The organism is Rothia amarae (assembly GCF_042677725.1).
GTDB classification, from domain to species: Bacteria; Actinomycetota; Actinomycetes; order Actinomycetales; family Micrococcaceae; genus Rothia; species Rothia amarae.
The window spans coordinates 224,231-241,088 of the sequence record NZ_JBHUCN010000013.1 but is presented as its reverse complement, the minus strand read 5'-3'; the positions used below and the strand labels follow the sequence as shown (position 1 = coordinate 241,088).

The following is a 16,858-nucleotide window of genomic DNA, read 5'->3' as shown; positions in this document are numbered from 1 at the left end:
GTGTGGCTAGGATTTTACAAAGTTTCCATTAAATGAGCTTGCATATCAAATATTGAGAATGACATACTTTTACTAGATTTTGCATAAATATATATGTCACTAGCGGAGAAACCCATCCCTCTACGCGAATATGTGCATATTTTGAAAGGAATTCAGTGAGCGAAGAATCCAGCACCCCGCAAAAAACTTCCTCGGGAGTCGGAGTTCTCGACAAAGCTGCTTACATTTTGGACTGCCTAGAAGCTGGCCCCGCTTCACTCTCTCAGCTGGTTGAAGCTACTGGTCTTGCTCGCCCCACTGCCCACCGTCTCGCCGTAGCGCTAGCGCACCACCGCCTAGTCGCCCGAGATATTCAGGGGCGTTTTATGCTGGGGCCACGTATATCCGAGCTGGCATCTGCAGCCGGTGAAGACCGGCTCATTTCAGCTTCGGGACCTGTTCTCAATCAATTGCGTAATATCACCGGCGAATCCGCCCAGGTGTATCGCCGTCAGGGTGATTGGCGTGTCTGCATTGCCTCAGCAGAACGACCCATTGGATTGCGGGACACGATTCCTGTGGGCACTCAGCTGTCTATGCGAGCTGGTTCTGCTGCCCAGGTTTTGACTGCGTGGGAAGATCAAGCACGCTTGGTTGAAGGTCTGCGTAATTCGCGCTTCTCAGCAACCATGTTGGCGGCGGTTCGACGTCGAGGCTGGGCTCAGTCGGTGGGCGAACGCGAGCGGGGCACGGCGTCCGTATCAGCTCCGGTGCGCAACGCATCCGGCAAGGTCATTGCGGCGGTTTCCATTTCCGGCCCCATTGAACGCCTTACCCGCCAGCCGGGCAGACTTCATGCAGAAGTGGTGTGCAAAGCAGCGCACCAGCTCACCGACGCGCTACGAGCTAGGTAAGACTTTCTTCAAATCAAGCTCATAACCGCGCACCTCGTGAATTCGGTAGCTCAAGGCTTCTAAACGCTCCCGCTGGCTGCTATCTGCCTCAAAATTCAGATTGCGGATGTGCCCAAATTCCCAGGTCTTATCGGCGCCCACCAATAACTCGTTCAGGGGGCCCTTATCGATAAACCCACGGGCAAACACGTTGAGGTAGGAGTGCTTGAGCTCAAAGCCCCGCGCAACATACCAGTGGTTGGCGGGTTCGTCGTCCTGGGTCCACACCTGGAGCCGGTGAATACCTGCACGTTCAAGCTGAACGAGCGCCTCTTCCCAAAGTTTTTGGGCAATGCCTACGTTGCGGTATTCGGGAAGAACTGCCAGGTGCCAGATGATTCCGCCGCGTTCACCGGTAAAATTGCAGACCTCCCCCGGTTTGTTTTCATATTCAATATCCATCAATCCCACAAGCTGGCGGCTTGAGGTCTCTTCGGCCACTAAACGTACCGAGGGATTCTCATAGCGCTCACGGTACATCTGCACGTCATCGCGGTAGCTGGTATCCAGAAATGCTAAGACGCGCGTTCGAACCCATGCTGTCTCATCTGATTCCCTGTAATTGCGCACCCGGATGGGGGGATCTGTGTGCTCCAAGGTTGTACTCCTATGTCCTCTTCGGGGGCAAGCTACCGAGCGTTTGCTAGGGCTTCGCCAAATGCTTGGTGGCGGTCAAGTTCACTTCGAACCGGCTCCACCACATAATGCTCGGAGACTTCCTCGATATTGAATCGTATCTGGCGCTCAATCTTACGGGCATACATTCTCTTACCTGCGGCGGCAATCACTCTGCCGATGACGGCGGTGACGATACCGAGCAGAAGCCCTGTTATCACCAGCAAGGTGGGGAGGGGGAAGATTGTTCCTTCAATAACCGGCGGGGGCGGCAACTGCAGTTGGAAGTAACCGGCGGCGGCCATAGCGGTGAGCCACAGAAGCCCTGCTAAAGCACCGATGATTCCAATCCACTGGATGATGTTGAGCAGAATCCACCACCACTGTTTTTTCTGCGCCTGGTAGTCCACTCTGCCCACTGCTCGTTCTAGGGCAGTGGGAAGGTTCTGCTCCTGTGAACGGGCGGCATCGCGAATGGAATGACTCCACGGCTCCCCCACGCCTTCGGCGCAGTCGTGCGAGAAACGTCGAATGGATGAGCTAATCTGCGACTTCTGTCCGGCGCTCAGCGGTGGCAAAGACGAACGAGAAATAGATGATTCCTGGTTTTCCCGGTGCAGGTTAAGTCTCTTCAGCGGGTCTTTTCTGAATTTCAGGAGCCAGCGGGTAGCAATCCAACCGGTATTTGATACAGCATGGAGTTGGTAGGATGCCGCAGCGGCACTGACCACAGCGGGCGCGTTGGACGCTTGATAGAGTCCGTGCTCTAGCTCCCGTATGCCGGTTCCTGTAATTCCATCGGGGATTCCGTTGCCATCGAATTCATTGAGGGTAGCTACTGCCGAATCGAGGTCAGCTTCAATTCGCGCCAAAGCTGCGGATTTTTCAACCGCTACTTTGCCCAGAACGGCGCGAAGCCTGTCGATACCGTCCCCCGTTTTAGCGGAGACAGCTACCGGCGGTGCCAGCAGGTTATTGCTGAGTCCGTCTTCGGCCAAGAGTCGCTGCAGTGAATCAAGAACGCCAGGGATTTCGCTCTCGCGAATGCGGTCTGCCTGGTTAAGCACCGCCATGGTCACAGCTCCATGCTCTGCCAAGGGGGTGATGAACTCGTCGTGAATCACGGCGTCGGCGTATTTCTGCGGATCAAATACCCAGACCAAAACATCAACGTATCCAGCCATCCGCTCGACGATGGCGCGGTTTGATTTTTCGATGGAGTCAAAATCAGGGAGGTCCAGCAGAATCAATCCGCCGCTATGGGTCTGGAGGTTGGCGCGCCCCATCATTTTCTTCATGCGGTTCCACATGCCGTCGGTTTGCGGAACTTCTGCGCGGTTGAGCGACTGCGCTGCGTTTTCGCCGTCGTCGTCAAAATAGACGCGATTTTCAACATCGAGCCAGTCAAGGAGTTCTTCGCTGCCTTCTCTGCCCCAGACCGCAGCTTGCGCTTTGGAGGTGGTAGGACGACGGGCGGCACTTTGGGCAACTTTTTGCCCAATGACCGCGTTGAACAGTGAGGACTTGCCTGAACCTGTTGCGCCAAAGAAGCCAATGACGGTGTGCTCGGCGGAGAGTTCCCGCCGGCGGGAGGTGCGCTCAAGAATTTTCTGCACGTGGTCCATGGAGTCAGCATCTACGCGCCCTTCCCCCAGCTCCACTGCGGTATTGAGGGAGTCAACGCGCTGCGCCAGGTGGGTCAGCGACTGTTCAGCGTTTCGGTGAGCTGGTGACATTACTGGTGACCTCCTTTGAGGGCGCTGGCGATTGCGGAAACTTCCTGAGCGTTGCGGGCAATGAGTTCGGGTGCAGGGCCTTTATCAATCGCGTCCAGACGCTCGTAGAACAGGGCGGAGTGGTCTTCTAGCATTTCTTTGATGCGGGTTTCTAGGTTGGTTCGTGCACCGAGAGCCATGCGGCGAACGGCGTCTTCACCAAAGACTGCTTCGAGGAGTTTGGTGCCTACTACGCCGGAACCGCCGGCAATCCCGACTTCTAGCCCGGTGAGACCGCCGGTCATGGAGAACACTGCGACCATCAAGATGACGGCTGCGGCGTTCACGCCCAGCGACATGAAACGAGCGCGCTGGCGCTTATCGGCGCCTTCTTCTCGAATCATATCCATTACGTCTTCTTGCCAGGCACGAATACCTTCGGCAACACGGGCGGGGAAATCTTCATCGAGACGACCGGCATCAAAGCCAGCTAGCAGGGTGCACCCGGCTCGTTCGTCGAGCCACTGGCGCTGAGTGCTTTCAGCAGCTTTAGCGGCTTCTTCAACGATGACCGAGTGTAAACCGACTTCCAGCGCCTGTTCGACTTCGACTGCCTGCGATGGTTGCCCCTTGAAGAAACCGGCTACCCGGTCGCGAAGGCGGCCAATGCCCGTTTCAATGGAGCGGAAAAATTCGCCTGTTCCCACGAAATCCTGCCAACGGGAGAGAACTTCGCCGCGGAGCAAGGAGCCGTCTTGGGTAGAGTCGATGATGTTGTGAGCAGCGCGGTTGTAGGAACTATCAACTGCCGATGCCAACCGGTCGAAGGTCGCGTACTGGGTTTCTTGTGCCCGTGAGATTTGCTCAATTCTGTCTGCAACGGAACGAATTGAACCTTCTAGTGTTTGGCGGGCGATGCGCGAGCGTTCGTCGGTGTTAGCACCCAGTTCTCTGAGCCAAAAAACGAGCGGAACAAGAGCAACCGAGGGCAGCATTCCGCGCTCGTCGGTCTCTTGTTCGGTGACGGTGAGTAGCAGGGCGGGGTCAATTCCTGCCTCGTGGAGCATACGGCGTAAATCGTCTTCGATTTCGTCTTCTGAGCCCTCTGGTACACGGTTGAGGACCACGGCTACTGTGATGTCGCGGCGGGCAGCTTGGTGCAGGAGTTCCCACGGCACGGCATCGGCATAGCGGTTTGCGGTGGTGACGAAGAGCCAGAGATCAGCGGCTTCGAGCAGTTGTTTGGCGAGGCGGCGATTATCTTCGCTGACCGAGTCGACGTCTGGGGCATCAATAAGTGCAATGCCTGCGGGAATGGAGTCAGTAGCTACTGTAATGAGCTGGTCGGTTGAGCCAAATTCGGCACCAACGAGCGGACCTTTACCTTCGTGCTTGATGCGTTCTAAGTGGGGCAGAATGCGCGCAGGTGATAACGCATCAATGTCTTCAGGGCGGTGCAAAAGCACGGGCTGCCGAGTGGTGGGGCGAATCGCGCCCGAGCGGGTAATGGGCTCCCCCAGTAAGGTATTGACCAGGGTTGATTTACCGGCGCCAGTGGAGCCGCCGACGACGACGGTGAGCGGCGCGTCGAGCGAGGCAAGGCGGGGTAGCACGTAGTCATCGAGCTGCGTGAGCGTGCGAGCAACCGTGATCCGTGACTCTTCGACCTCTGCTGTTTCTAGAGGGAGAGTAACCGCGTTGATGGTTGAGCGAGCTGTTTGCACGGTGCGCAGTTCAGCGTCAATTTCGATGGGTTGGGGTGCCAGAGGTGTTGTTTGTTCGTCCACAGTCTGTATTCTTGCATATCTATGGGTTTTATCCCTGCGGCGCAATCTATTTTTAAACAAAAAATGCTCTTCATTGTGAAGAGCATTTTTGGGTTGTGACCCCAACCGGATTTGAACCGGTGTTGCCGCCGTGAGAGGGCGGAGTACTAGGCCGCTATACGATGGGGCCGTCACTGTTGCCGCGAAGACAACGAGGTTTAGCTTACCCCAGGTTTATATGCCCGAACAAGGTGGGGGCTTGTGTTTTTGAACACCGGTAAGTTATTGACGCCGTCACGCCGCAACCTAGAACCTGGACAAATGGCCAGTCATTTCTTAACTGGAAATCTTATATCAATATTGACCATGCCACTACTGATGAGAACAATCTTGTAGTATCTAAGTAATAAAATCATGTTAAGTCACGTTGAGGATGCAAAAAATGGAAAAGCATATCCAAATCAAAGATGATAAAACTCTTCAACATGCAATGATATTTGGCCCAGGAATAATCTTTTCGTGCATCATTATAGTGGTCATCTTCATAATAACCCTACGTTTTTCCCTAACGATGGGGTAATTAAAACCGTGTTCGCTCTTTCAGCTTTCTTGGGTATCATCTCGATTTTATCAGTTATTTACTCAATCTTTATCTCGATTTATAGCCTCTTTAAACTTGAGGAACGAGGTAATAAATTTACATCGCTTTTCTTAGCCGCAATATCAATTTTTGTCGGACTACCGTTCGCTTATACTGTAATACTCGTCGCCTATATTTATTTTTTTCAAGATGGAAAAGTATAATTAGTTGCTCATGCTTTAATTCTCTTTAGAAAATTCTTTGCGAGCAGTATATTGCTACCTGTATCTGGTGCCCTAAACCTGATGATTCATTAGCTATTTTGTGTTTGGTCGCTATGGTTTCTCACCAGGGAAAACCTGAGCCGACGACTCATCACCCTTAAAACCAGCAAAACATTCAGTATCAGCTTCTACCGACTCACCACCCACACCCGCGGTATAAACCACCACAGTTCCATGATCTAAATCGGTGGCAATCTGAAACATACCTTTACTCTCACCCACATTGCGGACCTTCAAACCACGAGACTCCCAAGCTTGTCGAACTTTTTCTACTTGACTTTGGTAATCCTCATTGTGAAGGTTTTGATCATAGGTGGTACCCGCGTTCAATTTAAGCTGCCCTTTTCCTTCATCACAGGGAAAAACAGTCACATCCGCCCACGATGCTTCTCGATATGGGAAGGGCTTCGTATTATTTTTCCACCGAAACTTCGCCTCATTCCCATTAGCATTAGCAGCAACAGTTACCGCAGAGTACATCTCCTTGAAAATCTCATTAGCACCAGGCTCAATAGCCTTATTCTTCTGAGTTACAGAACCACATCCTGTAAGCATGAGCATACTCATTGTTAATGCCATAGAGATATTGAAAAAACGATGGGGCACCGAGGAAAACATCAGAAAGAAGGGATGAAACATCGGAACTACTTTTGAGCTGAATAAACTACTGGATCCTCCGCAGGAGAATCCTCGTGATAGAACTCAGAAATACACCGAGAAGTAGCTTCAATGTCTTCCCCGCGAACACTTGCGGTGTACAGCAAATTGATATCTGTATCTGTCACCGTAAGAATCTGTTTCTTCTCCGGGTCTTTAGGATTGGAGATATCTTTTACTTCCCACCCCTGAGACTCCCAATACGCAGCAACCTTATCGGTCGCTTCCTGAGGATTCTTGTATCCCAAGTTCAGCTTATAGGTGTCATACATACCGTCCAGCCGGGCGACCTCCTCATTATTACAGTTGGTTATATAGAGATTGAAGTCAGTCCATTTAGCTTCATTAGGATACGGAAACTTCTCATACCCATCACGCCACTGATAATCGTCCCGATGCACGCTAGCAGACATCGTGCCCGTCAACGCAGCATAATAATCCTCGAAAACCTCATTAGCACTCGGCTCAGACATCCCCACGCTTCCTGTCCCGCACCCCGAAACACATAACAAGCCGCATACCAGCACCATGAAACTCTTGAAAGTATTCTTCCGCTGCATCTATGCCTCATTCCTTGCGGGTAATAAAAATTGTCAAACGGGCTAAACATTCGAAATACCGGAGAAACGCGAATAATACGATTTTCCTCGCCACCTACAATATAAGCTAAATCACGGCGGGCCGTAGTATTAGACAAGAACCCTTCACTATTCAAGTACGAAGAACAGCGACCGGGCATCACTGATACAGGTAGAGAGTGACATCATCTGCTTACAGAAAGGAGGCTACAAGCCAACTTTTCACCTCACTAGAGGAAAAGTAGGAACCTCAAAAAGAGTTCTAGAAAATCAAAAATCGCGGGCTGCAAGACCATCTAAACGTATCCGTGTCCCCAAGTACTTACTGCTTATCAGGATCCAAATCAGCCGTACATGTCGAGGAAATATTGATTGTCTCGTTAGTAGGCGAAACCGAATACCCCATCGTCAATCCTGAATCAGTATCTACTGCAATCTGAGCCATTTCGTTGGCTCCCGCAACGTTACGCACTTCGAGCCCCTGGTCCATCCAAACCTGACGCATATGATCAATCCGCTCTGAAACCTCTTGCGAAGTCAGAGATTTAGGAGCAACTACAAAGGCTTTCAGAACCCATTTGTTCTTCCCATTCCCGATATAATCGCATGCTTGCAAAGGCTGATAGGTACCGGAGGCAATGGAATGGTACTCCAAGGGTTCAGAAGCATCAGTCGTGAAATTCGAATGGGCCGTACCTGTCCCATCAATCGTCAACTTATAGAGAGAATTAAATTCCTGTCTCAACTCTTTACGTTTCTCTTCAGCAGATGCACAGCCTGAAAGCACCATCAACAACACCGCACTTAGTGTCACACCAAACTTCTTCATCACACGCCTACCTCTCAATGCGAACCACCTGAATACCGATAAACACCCTCTGGCCTCAACCTCTGCTCCGCCCTAACCTTGGCGTGCAAGGAGACATCAGCACTCCGTAGTTCATAGCTATAGACGAAGCATAACCATTCACATGAGCCTGGGGACATAAGTACTTCATCATGAATCAACTCAGGTAACACTCTGAAACGCCCTGCAATTAATTCCGCTTTCTAAAGCTAGGACAGAACACTCAAAAAGGACCCGCCCGAAGCCATATCAACCTTACGATGCAGATGGAGACGACGACGGCGCAGGAATCTCAGCAGAACACGGCGAAGATACCCGAATATAATCTACTCCGCCATCACTTACCGTATACAGAACCGTCACCCCAGCAGGAGTCGAAGCACCAATCGTAATACCCGGGGCATCCTTCGTTCCCGGGGCCACGTTCTTTACTTCCCACCCCAAAGACTCCCATTTAGCGCGAATCTTCTCAGACTGAGGCTCCCACTCATCAGCAGAATACTTCTTGCCTCCTTCTATCGGAGCGGAATAATCGTATTTATATCCGGCCCCATTATCACCGCATGCGCCCAAGAACCCTTCTAAATCACCCTCTAACTCCGAAGCGTTATAGACCTGCCCACTTTGATACTTGAACTGATTTTCTGCTAAACCAGTAGCTTTCACCGTCTCTTGCACCGCTACCCGAAAATCATCCCGCACAGCCTCAACCTTCGAACCAGAATCCGACACAGAACTAACCGCGCCATCCTCGAACTGCACAGAGCACCCAGAACACACCATCGTGCCCAGGACTAGCCACGCAATTACCGATTTCCGCACCACAAGACCTTTCATATATGAGTAGATTAAGATGCTAGGGGATCAGGCTCACCCGGCAAAACACACGCAGAATCCGCAAAAATCATCAGCCCATTCTCACCAGCATCAAACTGAATCAGAGCACCACCTTCAGTCTTATAGGCAATCTTCTTCGAAGAAGAATCAGAACCTACTACATATGGCTTTTGCCCCTGTGACTCCCAGTACGCCCACATCTCCTCACTCTTCTTGAGATAATCTTCCTTTGTGAAGCGATACTCTGCTTCAAGGCGCAAATCTTTGTTGTACAGCTCTATACCATCTTCTTTTTTCCCGCAATAAGTACTCATTTGCGGAACACGGCGGTGAAAATATTCAGAATCAAATTGCTTTTCTCCAGCATATCTCCACTCGCCAACCGGCAAATCTGATGCTTCAACTGTACCCAATACCGCCTGCTCAAAATCCTGATTAACCTCAGCAGGTGAATCCGCTGCCGACGTTGATGAACTAGCCGTACCACCGGCAACATCAACATCAGTGTAAGAACAACCCGTCAACGCCAGAGCGCCTACCAGCGCTGCAGCGCCCACCCGCAAACTCAATTTCACGTCCATCGCCATTTCTCATCAACTGTAAAATGAATCACTTTTCTTTCAGTTTTCCATAGTGGGGCACAACGCAAGACTTATCGCAGGTAGAGGCGGCGTGTCGGCAGAATCTCCACCCACCAAAGTTACGGGGTTTAAACTCAAGTATTTGATGTTTTCATCCAACGTCATTAAACAAAAAAATCCCCCGCATTTCTGCGAGGGATTTTAGCCTGTGACCCCAACCGGATTTGAACCGGTGTTGCCGCCGTGAGAGGGCGGAGTACTAGGCCGCTATACGATGGGGCCATAAACATCTTCAAAAGATGTTCGCTGGGATACCAGGACTCGAACCTAGAATGACGGTACCAGAAACCGTAGTGTTGCCAATTACACCATATCCCAATGTGTTGTTTAGGCTTCAGATTTTTCTTCTTTGACCTGTGCAACGAGTAATAACTCTATACGAGGATTGAGTAGTGTGCAAATCGAAAGAGGTAGAGGTGCATCACAGTGGGTAAAAGAGAGCGGAAAGGCGCACCGGCTCTTCATGCAAGCGGCGCGCCTCTCCCCTACCGATTAGCTCTGTAAATCAGCCAGAAGGCTCTTCAACCGGTTGAGTGAAGACTCCTTGCCCAGAATCTCCATGGACTCAAAGAGCGGCGGGCTCACCTTAGCACCGGACATCGCCGTACGAATCGGACCAAACGCCAGGCGGGGCTTGATTTCAAGACCCTCAACGATTGCCTCGCGAAGCGCATTCTGAATCAGCTCAGCGGTGAAATCATCCAAGGGCTCAAGAACATCAAGAGCTGCCTGCAGAACCTGCGGGGCAGACTCCTTGAGCTGCTTCCGCGCGTCGTCGGCAATGACGATCTCTGAATCTTCCTTGAACAAGAATCCCAATAGTCCCGGGGCTTCGCCCAGCAACTGCATACGTTCTTGCGCCAAGGGGGCAGCTTCGGTCAGAATCTCCTGCTCACGCGCGGTCAACTCGTCAAATGCCTCAGCAGAAACCAGCTCAGCAGCCTTCAAATAGTGAACCAGGCGGTTGCGGAAATCCTCAGCCTCCAGCATGCGGATATGAGTGCCGTTGATAGCTTCAGCCTTCTTCACGTCAAAACGCGCGGGGTTCGCCAGAACGTCCTTGACATCAAAGTGCTCCACCAAATCATTAATGGAGAAAATATCCTGGTCATGGGACAGCGACCAACCGAGCAAGGAAAGGTAGTTGAGCAAGCCTTCCTTGATGAAACCAGCTTCTTGAAGTAGGAAGAGATTCGACTCAGGGTCACGCTTCGAAAGCTTCTTATTACCCTGGCCCATCACGTATGGCAGGTGGCCGAACTGTGGAATAAACTCAGCCACGCCCACCTCAACCAGGGCTCGGTACAGCGCAATCTGACGGGGAGTTGAAGACAGCAAGTCCTCACCGCGCAAAACATGGGTAATGCCCATGAGAGCATCGTCTACAGGGTTAACCAGCGTGTACAGCGGCTTACCGTTGGCACGAACGACGACGAAGTCAGGAACACTACCAGCCTTGAACGTGATTTCCCCACGTACCAGGTCGGTAAAAGTGATGTCTTCATCAGGCATACGCAAACGAAGAACAGGCTCACGACCCTCAGCGCGGAACGCTTCTTTCTGCTCCTCAGTGAGATCGCGGTCGAAGTTGTCATAACCCAGCTTGGGATCCTCGCCCTTAGCCTTATGACGCTCCTCCACCTCAGCGGGGGTAGAAAAATCTTCATACACATAGCCGCCGGCAACCAGCTTTTCGATAACGTCCTGGTATTTATCGCCGCGCTGCGACTGGCGGTAAGGCTCATGAGGGCCACCAACGCCCACGCCTTCGTCCCACTCAATGCCCAACCAGTGCAAAGAATCCAAAACCTGCTGGAAGGACTCCTCGGAGTCACGAGCGGCGTCGGTATCCTCGATACGGAAAATCAGTTTGCCACCGGTGTGACGAGCGTAAGCCCAGTTAAACAGGGCGGTACGCACCATACCCACGTGAGGGGTACCGGTCGGTGAGGGGCAGAAACGAACGCGGGTCTGGCTCGGATCAGTGAGCTCTACAGTCTTATCGGTCATACCGAAAAATCACGACTCTTTCTTTAGGTTGAATAAAAATTTGAAGGGGCGGACTTAGCCGCGAATGGTGTTGACCAGAGCGCCGATTCCCTCGACCTCAATCTCCACCTCGTTACCGGGTTTGAGCAGCCCAACGCCTGCGGGAGTGCCGGTCAGAATGACGTCACCGGGCAGAAGGGTGAAGCCTTCGGAGATTGCCGCTACCAGCTCAGCTACAGAGAAAATCATGTCTGAGGTGGTGCCGTCTTGCTTGAGGTCACCGTCCACCCAGGTTTTGATTTCCAAATCATCGGTATCCAGTTCAGTCTGAATCCACGGACCCAACGGACACGCACCGTCAAAGCCCTTGGCGCGAGTCCACTGCAAGTCGGTTCTCTGCGCGTCGCGGGCGGTCAAATCGTTGGCCACCGTGTAGCCGAAGATGATTTCATCCACGCGCTCAACAGGCACAGACTTAGCAATCCGACCAATCACCACCGCCAGCTCGCCCTCGAAGGAAACTTCCTCGGACCATTCAGGCAAGCTAATCGGATCGCCGGGACCAACCACCGAGGTGTTGGGCTTGATAAAGTACTGCGGGCTAGTCGGTGCCTCATTGCCCAGCTCAGAAGCGTGATCGCTCCAGTTACGAGCCACCCCAATCACCTTAGAACGAGGAATAATCGGTGAAAGCAAACGGACTTCGTCCAACTTATATGTTTTTTCAGTCTGTTGAACCCCCATATAAAAAGGGTCCCCAGCAAGAACGGTCAGCGTCTCTTCGCCGTCCCCGCCTTCAACAAGGCCAAAATGAAGTTGATCTTCTACAGTAAATCGAGCAATTCGCATACCACTAGGCTACCGTGTGAAGCGTGAGGGTGCACCGCACATACATATTTACGGGGAAAATCACGTCTGCGTAGCGATATCTGTGCCAGGCTATCGGATGGCTGATAACTAGCTCTCTTGATTGCCCTGACTAAATTTTTCAAAGAGATATGGTGTCATATCATGTTGGAAAGCCATCAAGCTCTCAAGTTTGCTGGATGAGAACATTCCGCTGGAAAGCAAAGCAAAATGAAGCGATAACATCACGCTTCTAAAATTATGTTGAGCACCAAAGCGTTCGCCTGAATGGAGAGTTTCTAAAGCTACTTTCGATTTTTCGATAAAAGAGTCGAATACGTCCGGTTCTTTTTGTAACGCTAAGGAGAGAACTCGCGCAACACGAGCATCTTCCATATGACTCCAGGCTTCTTCCGACCTCATTATCCTCTTCACCAGTAAATCGACGACGGTCATTGAAGTGACAGCGTCTTTCCTCAGACATGTGCCAAAATAATCGGCGCCATGAGCAACGGCATGCAACCACCCCACCTCTCTTGCATATCCCCTTAAATCAGTTTCTTGTAAGTACCACGAAATAACCTTTTCGTTGATATTCGAATCTTGAAGACGTTCATACCTCACAAGCATCTCAAGCGCTAGAACACCAAACGTTCGTGCTTGAATTTCTGGGTGTTCTAGCAATTGCAATGACCGCTCTTTTACTATTTCGAGGTCTTTTTCATTGCAACCTTGTTCTAATAAATCACTCAATTTTGCTAATGCGCTTTCTCGAATCTCAGAATTCGGAGAAGCAAGATTTTCCAATAAATCTTTCATAAAATCGCCTCATCAAGTTGAGATAGAAAACGGTGGTGTTCCCTTGATGTTGGAACACCACCGTAATTTAGACAGCCCTATTCAAAGGTTTATAACCAGCCAGCCCAGCAAAAAATGAACTCTTTAAAGTACTAGACCAGCTTAGTCAGCCATCCGTGCGGATCTTCCACCGCGCCGGTCTGGATTCCAACTAACTCATCACGGAGAGATTTTGAAATCTCACCGAAGCCCTCGGACACAGCGGGAATCTCGAAATCTTCAGCCTTCAAAGTGCCAAAAGGCGCCACCACTGCGGCAGTACCGCACGCGGCAACTTCGGTCAGATCACCGGATGCTGCGGCGTCCTTCCACTCCGCCAGCGTAAATTTACGCTCTTCCACGGTGAGACCGCGGTCCTTAGCCAGCTGCAACAGAGACTTACGAGTAATGCCGCTGAGAATCGTACCGGTGAGCTCAGGAGTCACAATCTTGTTTTCTTTGCCGAAGACAAAGAAAACGTTCATTCCGCCCAGTTCCTCAATGGCGTCGTCGCGGTTGGGATCTTTGAAGATTACTTGCTTGCAACCGTGTTCTTCAGCTTCAATTTGACCCATCATCGCAGCGGCATAGTTACCACCGCACTTTGCGAAACCGGTTCCGCCCACGCCAGCACGCGCATACTTGGTGGAGAGCCAAATATCAACTGGCTCGGGGGAACCAAAATAGTTACCCGCAGGTGAAGCAATAACGAGGAACTTTACCTGATGCGCCGGGCGCACACCCAGGTACGCTTCGGTAGCGATCATAAAGGGGCGAAGGTAGAGTGCCTCGCCTTCACCGTTAGGAACCCAACGCTCGTCAATAGCTACCAGCTGTTTGAGTGCCTCCACAAAGAGTTCTTCAGGTAGTTCCGGCAGAGCCAGACGACGAGCGGACTGGTTTAGACGTCGTGCGTTCTCCTCGGCACGGAAGGTATAGACGCTCCCGTCGCTGTGACGGTACGCTTTGATACCCTCAAAAATTTCCTGGCCGTAATGGAAAACTGCGGCAGCTGGATCCAGCGAAAGCGGTCCATAGGGCACTACCTGAGCGTTCGACCATTCGCCGCCGTCCTCATAATTGCCATTCCACTCGATAGTAATCATGTGGTCAGTAAAGTGGTTGCCGAAACCTGGATTCGCAAAAACTTCTGCCAGCTTCTCTTCTGATGCCGGATTGGGATTTTTGGTGATAGTAAATTCGTGAGTCATATTCAATCTCCTCTTAGGCGTTCTCTACCAATGTAACGACGCTTGAGCCGATATCGCCGGTGGTTCGCTCGTGAGTAGCGTTTTCTTTCAGATCTTTTTCCACGGCAGCTTCAATTATCTGCGCGCTCTCTTCTTCACCAACATGGCGCAACAACATGGCAGAGGCAAGGATGGAGGCAATGGGGTTCGCTTTCTCTTGACCCGCGATATCGGGTGCTGACCCGTGAACCGGCTCAAACATGGAGGGAAATTGGCGGCTGGCATTGATATTGCCGCAGGCAGCGAGACCTATTCCTCCGGTGACAGCACCTGCCTGATCGGTCAGGATGTCCCCAAACAGATTATCGGTCACGATAACGTCAAAGCGGGAAGGCTCGGTAGTCAGGTAGATGGTCGCCGCATCAATATGGCAATAATCGGTGCTGACCTCGGGATACTCTGCGGCCACCCGATCGAAGATGCGGGTATAAAGCTGACCTGAATTGGTCAACACATTGGTCTTATGAATCAGGGTGAGCTTCTTTCGCGCCCGCGAATTCGCCAGTTCGAAGGCGTAGCGGATGAGACGCTCCACGCCATAAGCGGTGTTGACCGAAACTTCGGTGGCGATTTCTGCTTCCGTGCCCTGGCGCAGCACTCCCCCGTTACCTGCATAGGGGCCTTCAGTGCCTTCACGGACGACCACGAAATCGATATCATCGGGGTTGCTTAGAGGAGAAACAGCGCCGGGGAAAAGCCGGGAGGGGCGTAGATTGATGAAGTGATCGAAAGCAAAACGAAGCTTCAGCAAAATTTCACGCTCAATCAAACCAGAAGGAATGGTGGATGAGCGAGGGTCAGCTCCTACCGCACCAAAGAGGATTGCATCGTGGTCTTTCAGCTGATTGAGCACTTCGTCGCTGAGGGTCTCCCCCGTTTCCAGCCAGTGTTCTGCCCCCAAGGCATAGTGTTTTTTCTGGATGCTGAATCCCTGCCGAGAGGCGACGGCGTCCAGCACCTTGACGGCTTCAGCCACAACTTCGGGACCAATACCATCACCGGGAATAATCGCAAGATTGAGTGTTCGAGAGTCAGTCATGTTTCCACATTAATACGCGGTCGATTAGCGTTGACACTTCCGAGCAGAGGCGTCTCACCATATGAATATTCATACCCGAGTATGAACTTTTTGTATTTGGCGTAGTGTCCCGTCTTTTCACCTTAAGCGTTTTCCTAGACTAGAGAGATGTCGAGTCCTGCCCTTCGCTCTGATTTTTTCTACCGCCATCGTACTGCCCTGAATGCAGTGTTCATCGCTGTCATGCAGTGTCTTACCATGCCCCCGGCATTTGCCATCGTCGCTTCTACCAACCAAACGGTGTGGGGCGTTGCCCTATTTTTCGTTGCAACTACTGCCTTATATTTCCGGTACAGCAGGGCTAAACTCGCGCTCATAGCAGTGGTGTTTTCCATGGCATTCTCGATGTTTCTCGCCTATCCCGTTTTTACGACCTGGTGGCCAGCGCCCGTCATGGTCTACCATTTCGCCAGACATGGTCGACTCAAGCAACGCCGTCTTATTTTAGCGGGAGCAATTCTTGCTTCATTCCTGGGCGGTCTAACCCTCTTGAAACTCGTCAACGGCTATGGATGGACGCCGCTAGAGCACATTCTCTTTACCGCAGTAGGAACTTTTGTTTGTCTGGCATTAGTACTCATCCCCTGGCTGGTAGGAAATACTTTGCGACTGAGCGAAATACGGCAACTGCAGCTAGAAGAAAGAACCAGACAGCTGGAGTACGAGCGAGAACAAGAAAGACAGTTGGCAGCGCAAGACGAACGTGCTCGCATCGCACGCGAAATGCACGATATCGTAGCGCACTCGTTATCGAGCATTATTACCCAGGCAGATGGAGCACGATACGCAGCTCAGGCTGGATCCACGACTTCTTCCAACTCAGAAGAAACTCAGAAGATTTCATCCTATCCGCCGACCGAATCCGTAGAGATCCGCGCCCTTGAAACGATTTCTTCCACGGCTCGAGAATCATTGGGGCAAATGCGTCAACTTCTTGGAGTTCTGAGAACCACTGAGGGAACGAGATTGGAGCCATTGCCAGCCCTGAGAAATATTCCCCAATTAATAGAACAGATGCGAGCTGCCGGATTCAACGTGGCATTTAGCGATACCATCAGTGAATCAGAAATTGCTGACCTTCTCCCCTCAGGAGCCGAATTGGTTGCCTACCGAGTGGTTCAAGAATCATTGACGAATATCAGAAAACATGCGGCATCAGCAGACAAAGTTGAGGTGACGCTCTCCGCTTACCATGAGTCGTTGACAATACGTATTAAAAATTCACCTCCAGCCCAAACCGATGAATCGCTACCAGGATCCCGCCGGGGTCTCTTGGGCATGCGAGAGAGAATCAATTTGTATCAGGGCACCCTGCATTACGGTGAGCTCGCAGACGGCGGATTCGTCTTGGAGGCAACTATTCCAACTCTCATTCGGTAATGAAGAAACTGATTTTATTAAAGGCA

15 protein-coding genes and 3 tRNA genes are annotated in these 16,858 nt (G+C 51.5%); 2 read left to right on the top strand and 16 right to left on the bottom strand.

Translation table 11 applies throughout. From position 1 onward, the window contains the following. The first annotated feature begins 155 nt into the window (after positions 1 to 155). Positions 156 to 893 carry an IclR family transcriptional regulator gene (locus ACFR81_RS07920; protein WP_083147202.1) on the top strand — a complete coding sequence of 246 codons (738 nt, stop codon included), beginning with the start codon at positions 156 to 158 and terminating at the stop codon, positions 891 to 893. Here ACFR81_RS07920 and ACFR81_RS07915 read toward each other — a convergent pair. The 16 genes from ACFR81_RS07915 to ACFR81_RS07840 all read right to left on the bottom strand — a co-directional run bounded on the left by ACFR81_RS07915 (position 879) and on the right by ACFR81_RS07840 (position 15,413). After that, positions 879 to 1,529 (bottom strand): GNAT family N-acetyltransferase, encoded by a 651-nt coding sequence (locus ACFR81_RS07915; RefSeq protein ID WP_145173213.1) that lies wholly within the window; start codon positions 1,527 to 1,529, stop codon positions 879 to 881. The two genes, ACFR81_RS07920 and ACFR81_RS07915, sit on opposite strands and share 15 nt — an antisense overlap. Before the next feature lie 32 nt (positions 1,530 to 1,561). Next, positions 1,562 to 3,283 carry a dynamin family protein gene (locus tag ACFR81_RS07910; protein ID WP_343875143.1) on the bottom strand — a complete coding sequence of 574 codons (1,722 nt, stop codon included), beginning with the start codon at positions 3,281 to 3,283 and terminating at the stop codon, positions 1,562 to 1,564. Next, positions 3,283 to 5,049 carry a dynamin family protein gene (locus tag ACFR81_RS07905; protein ID WP_343875145.1) on the bottom strand — a complete coding sequence of 589 codons (1,767 nt, stop codon included), beginning with the start codon at positions 5,047 to 5,049 and terminating at the stop codon, positions 3,283 to 3,285. The genes ACFR81_RS07910 and ACFR81_RS07905 overlap by 1 nt, the downstream gene beginning before the upstream one ends. Positions 5,050 to 5,145: 96 nt before the next feature. Beyond that, a tRNA-Glu gene (locus tag ACFR81_RS07900) sits at positions 5,146 to 5,218 on the bottom strand. Positions 5,219 to 5,943: 725 nt separating this feature from the next. Then, positions 5,944 to 6,531 (bottom strand): hypothetical protein, encoded by a 588-nt coding sequence (locus tag ACFR81_RS07895; protein ID WP_343875147.1) that lies wholly within the window; start codon positions 6,529 to 6,531, stop codon positions 5,944 to 5,946. Positions 6,532 to 6,536: 5 nt separating this feature from the next. Continuing rightward, positions 6,537 to 7,022, bottom strand: a complete 486-nt coding sequence (locus ACFR81_RS07890) for a hypothetical protein (protein WP_343875149.1) — start codon at positions 7,020 to 7,022, stop codon at positions 6,537 to 6,539. A gap of 427 nt (positions 7,023 to 7,449) precedes the next feature. Continuing rightward, on the bottom strand, positions 7,450 to 7,959 hold the full coding sequence (locus ACFR81_RS07885) for a hypothetical protein (protein WP_343875152.1): 510 nt from the start codon (positions 7,957 to 7,959) through the stop codon (positions 7,450 to 7,452). 270 nt (positions 7,960 to 8,229) lie between these two features. Continuing rightward, positions 8,230 to 8,736, bottom strand: a complete 507-nt coding sequence (locus tag ACFR81_RS07880; protein WP_377148703.1) for a hypothetical protein — start codon at positions 8,734 to 8,736, stop codon at positions 8,230 to 8,232. 86 nt (positions 8,737 to 8,822) lie between these two features. Then, positions 8,823 to 9,392, bottom strand: a complete 570-nt coding sequence (locus ACFR81_RS07875; RefSeq protein ID WP_343875156.1) for a hypothetical protein — start codon at positions 9,390 to 9,392, stop codon at positions 8,823 to 8,825. A gap of 209 nt (positions 9,393 to 9,601) precedes the next feature. Beyond that, positions 9,602 to 9,674 (bottom strand) — tRNA-Glu (locus tag ACFR81_RS07870). 24 nt (positions 9,675 to 9,698) lie between these two features. Continuing rightward, a tRNA-Gln gene (locus ACFR81_RS07865) sits at positions 9,699 to 9,770 on the bottom strand. Positions 9,771 to 9,944: 174 nt separating this feature from the next. Next, a complete protein-coding gene (gltX, locus tag ACFR81_RS07860; RefSeq protein WP_343875158.1) occupies positions 9,945 to 11,462 on the bottom strand; it encodes a glutamate--tRNA ligase in 1,518 nt (505 codons plus the stop codon). 54 nt (positions 11,463 to 11,516) lie between these two features. Then, a complete protein-coding gene (locus ACFR81_RS07855; RefSeq protein ID WP_068170248.1) occupies positions 11,517 to 12,290 on the bottom strand; it encodes a fumarylacetoacetate hydrolase family protein in 774 nt (257 codons plus the stop codon). 108 nt (positions 12,291 to 12,398) lie between these two features. Then, positions 12,399 to 13,106 (bottom strand): DUF2785 domain-containing protein, encoded by a 708-nt coding sequence (locus ACFR81_RS07850; protein ID WP_343875160.1) that lies wholly within the window; start codon positions 13,104 to 13,106, stop codon positions 12,399 to 12,401. Between the two features lie 131 nt (positions 13,107 to 13,237). Further along, positions 13,238 to 14,335 (bottom strand): branched-chain amino acid aminotransferase, encoded by a 1,098-nt coding sequence (locus ACFR81_RS07845; protein WP_343875162.1) that lies wholly within the window; start codon positions 14,333 to 14,335, stop codon positions 13,238 to 13,240. Positions 14,336 to 14,348: 13 nt separating this feature from the next. After that, entirely contained in the window at positions 14,349 to 15,413 is a 1,065-nt protein-coding gene (locus ACFR81_RS07840) for a 3-isopropylmalate dehydrogenase (RefSeq protein WP_343875164.1), read from the bottom strand. Between the two features lie 147 nt (positions 15,414 to 15,560). Here ACFR81_RS07840 and ACFR81_RS07835 point away from each other — a divergent pair, with 147 nt between their 5' ends. Continuing rightward, entirely contained in the window at positions 15,561 to 16,832 is a 1,272-nt protein-coding gene (locus ACFR81_RS07835; protein ID WP_145173225.1) for a histidine kinase, read from the top strand. Positions 16,833 to 16,858 lie beyond the last annotated feature (26 nt).

Excerpts from the sequence above, each read along its gene's own strand:
- ACFR81_RS07895 (WP_343875147.1), bottom strand. The coding sequence starts at position 6,531 with ATGTTTCATCCCTTCTTTCTGATGTTTTCCTCGGTGCCCCATCGTTTT.
- ACFR81_RS07840 (WP_343875164.1), bottom strand. The coding sequence starts at position 15,413 with ATGACTGACTCTCGAACACTCAATCTTGCGATTATTCCCGGTGATGGT.
- ACFR81_RS07850 (WP_343875160.1), bottom strand. The coding sequence starts at position 13,106 with ATGAAAGATTTATTGGAAAATCTTGCTTCTCCGAATTCTGAGATTCGA.
- ACFR81_RS07845 (WP_343875162.1), bottom strand. The coding sequence starts at position 14,335 with ATGACTCACGAATTTACTATCACCAAAAATCCCAATCCGGCATCAGAA.
- ACFR81_RS07855 (WP_068170248.1), bottom strand. The coding sequence starts at position 12,290 with ATGCGAATTGCTCGATTTACTGTAGAAGATCAACTTCATTTTGGCCTT.
- ACFR81_RS07875 (WP_343875156.1), bottom strand. The coding sequence starts at position 9,392 with ATGGACGTGAAATTGAGTTTGCGGGTGGGCGCTGCAGCGCTGGTAGGC.
- ACFR81_RS07890 (WP_343875149.1), bottom strand. The coding sequence starts at position 7,022 with ATGTCTGAGCCGAGTGCTAATGAGGTTTTCGAGGATTATTATGCTGCG.
- ACFR81_RS07910 (WP_343875143.1), bottom strand. The coding sequence starts at position 3,283 with ATGTCACCAGCTCACCGAAACGCTGAACAGTCGCTGACCCACCTGGCG.
- gltX (WP_343875158.1), bottom strand. The coding sequence starts at position 11,462 with ATGACCGATAAGACTGTAGAGCTCACTGATCCGAGCCAGACCCGCGTT.
- ACFR81_RS07835 (WP_145173225.1), top strand. The coding sequence starts at position 15,561 with ATGTCGAGTCCTGCCCTTCGCTCTGATTTTTTCTACCGCCATCGTACT.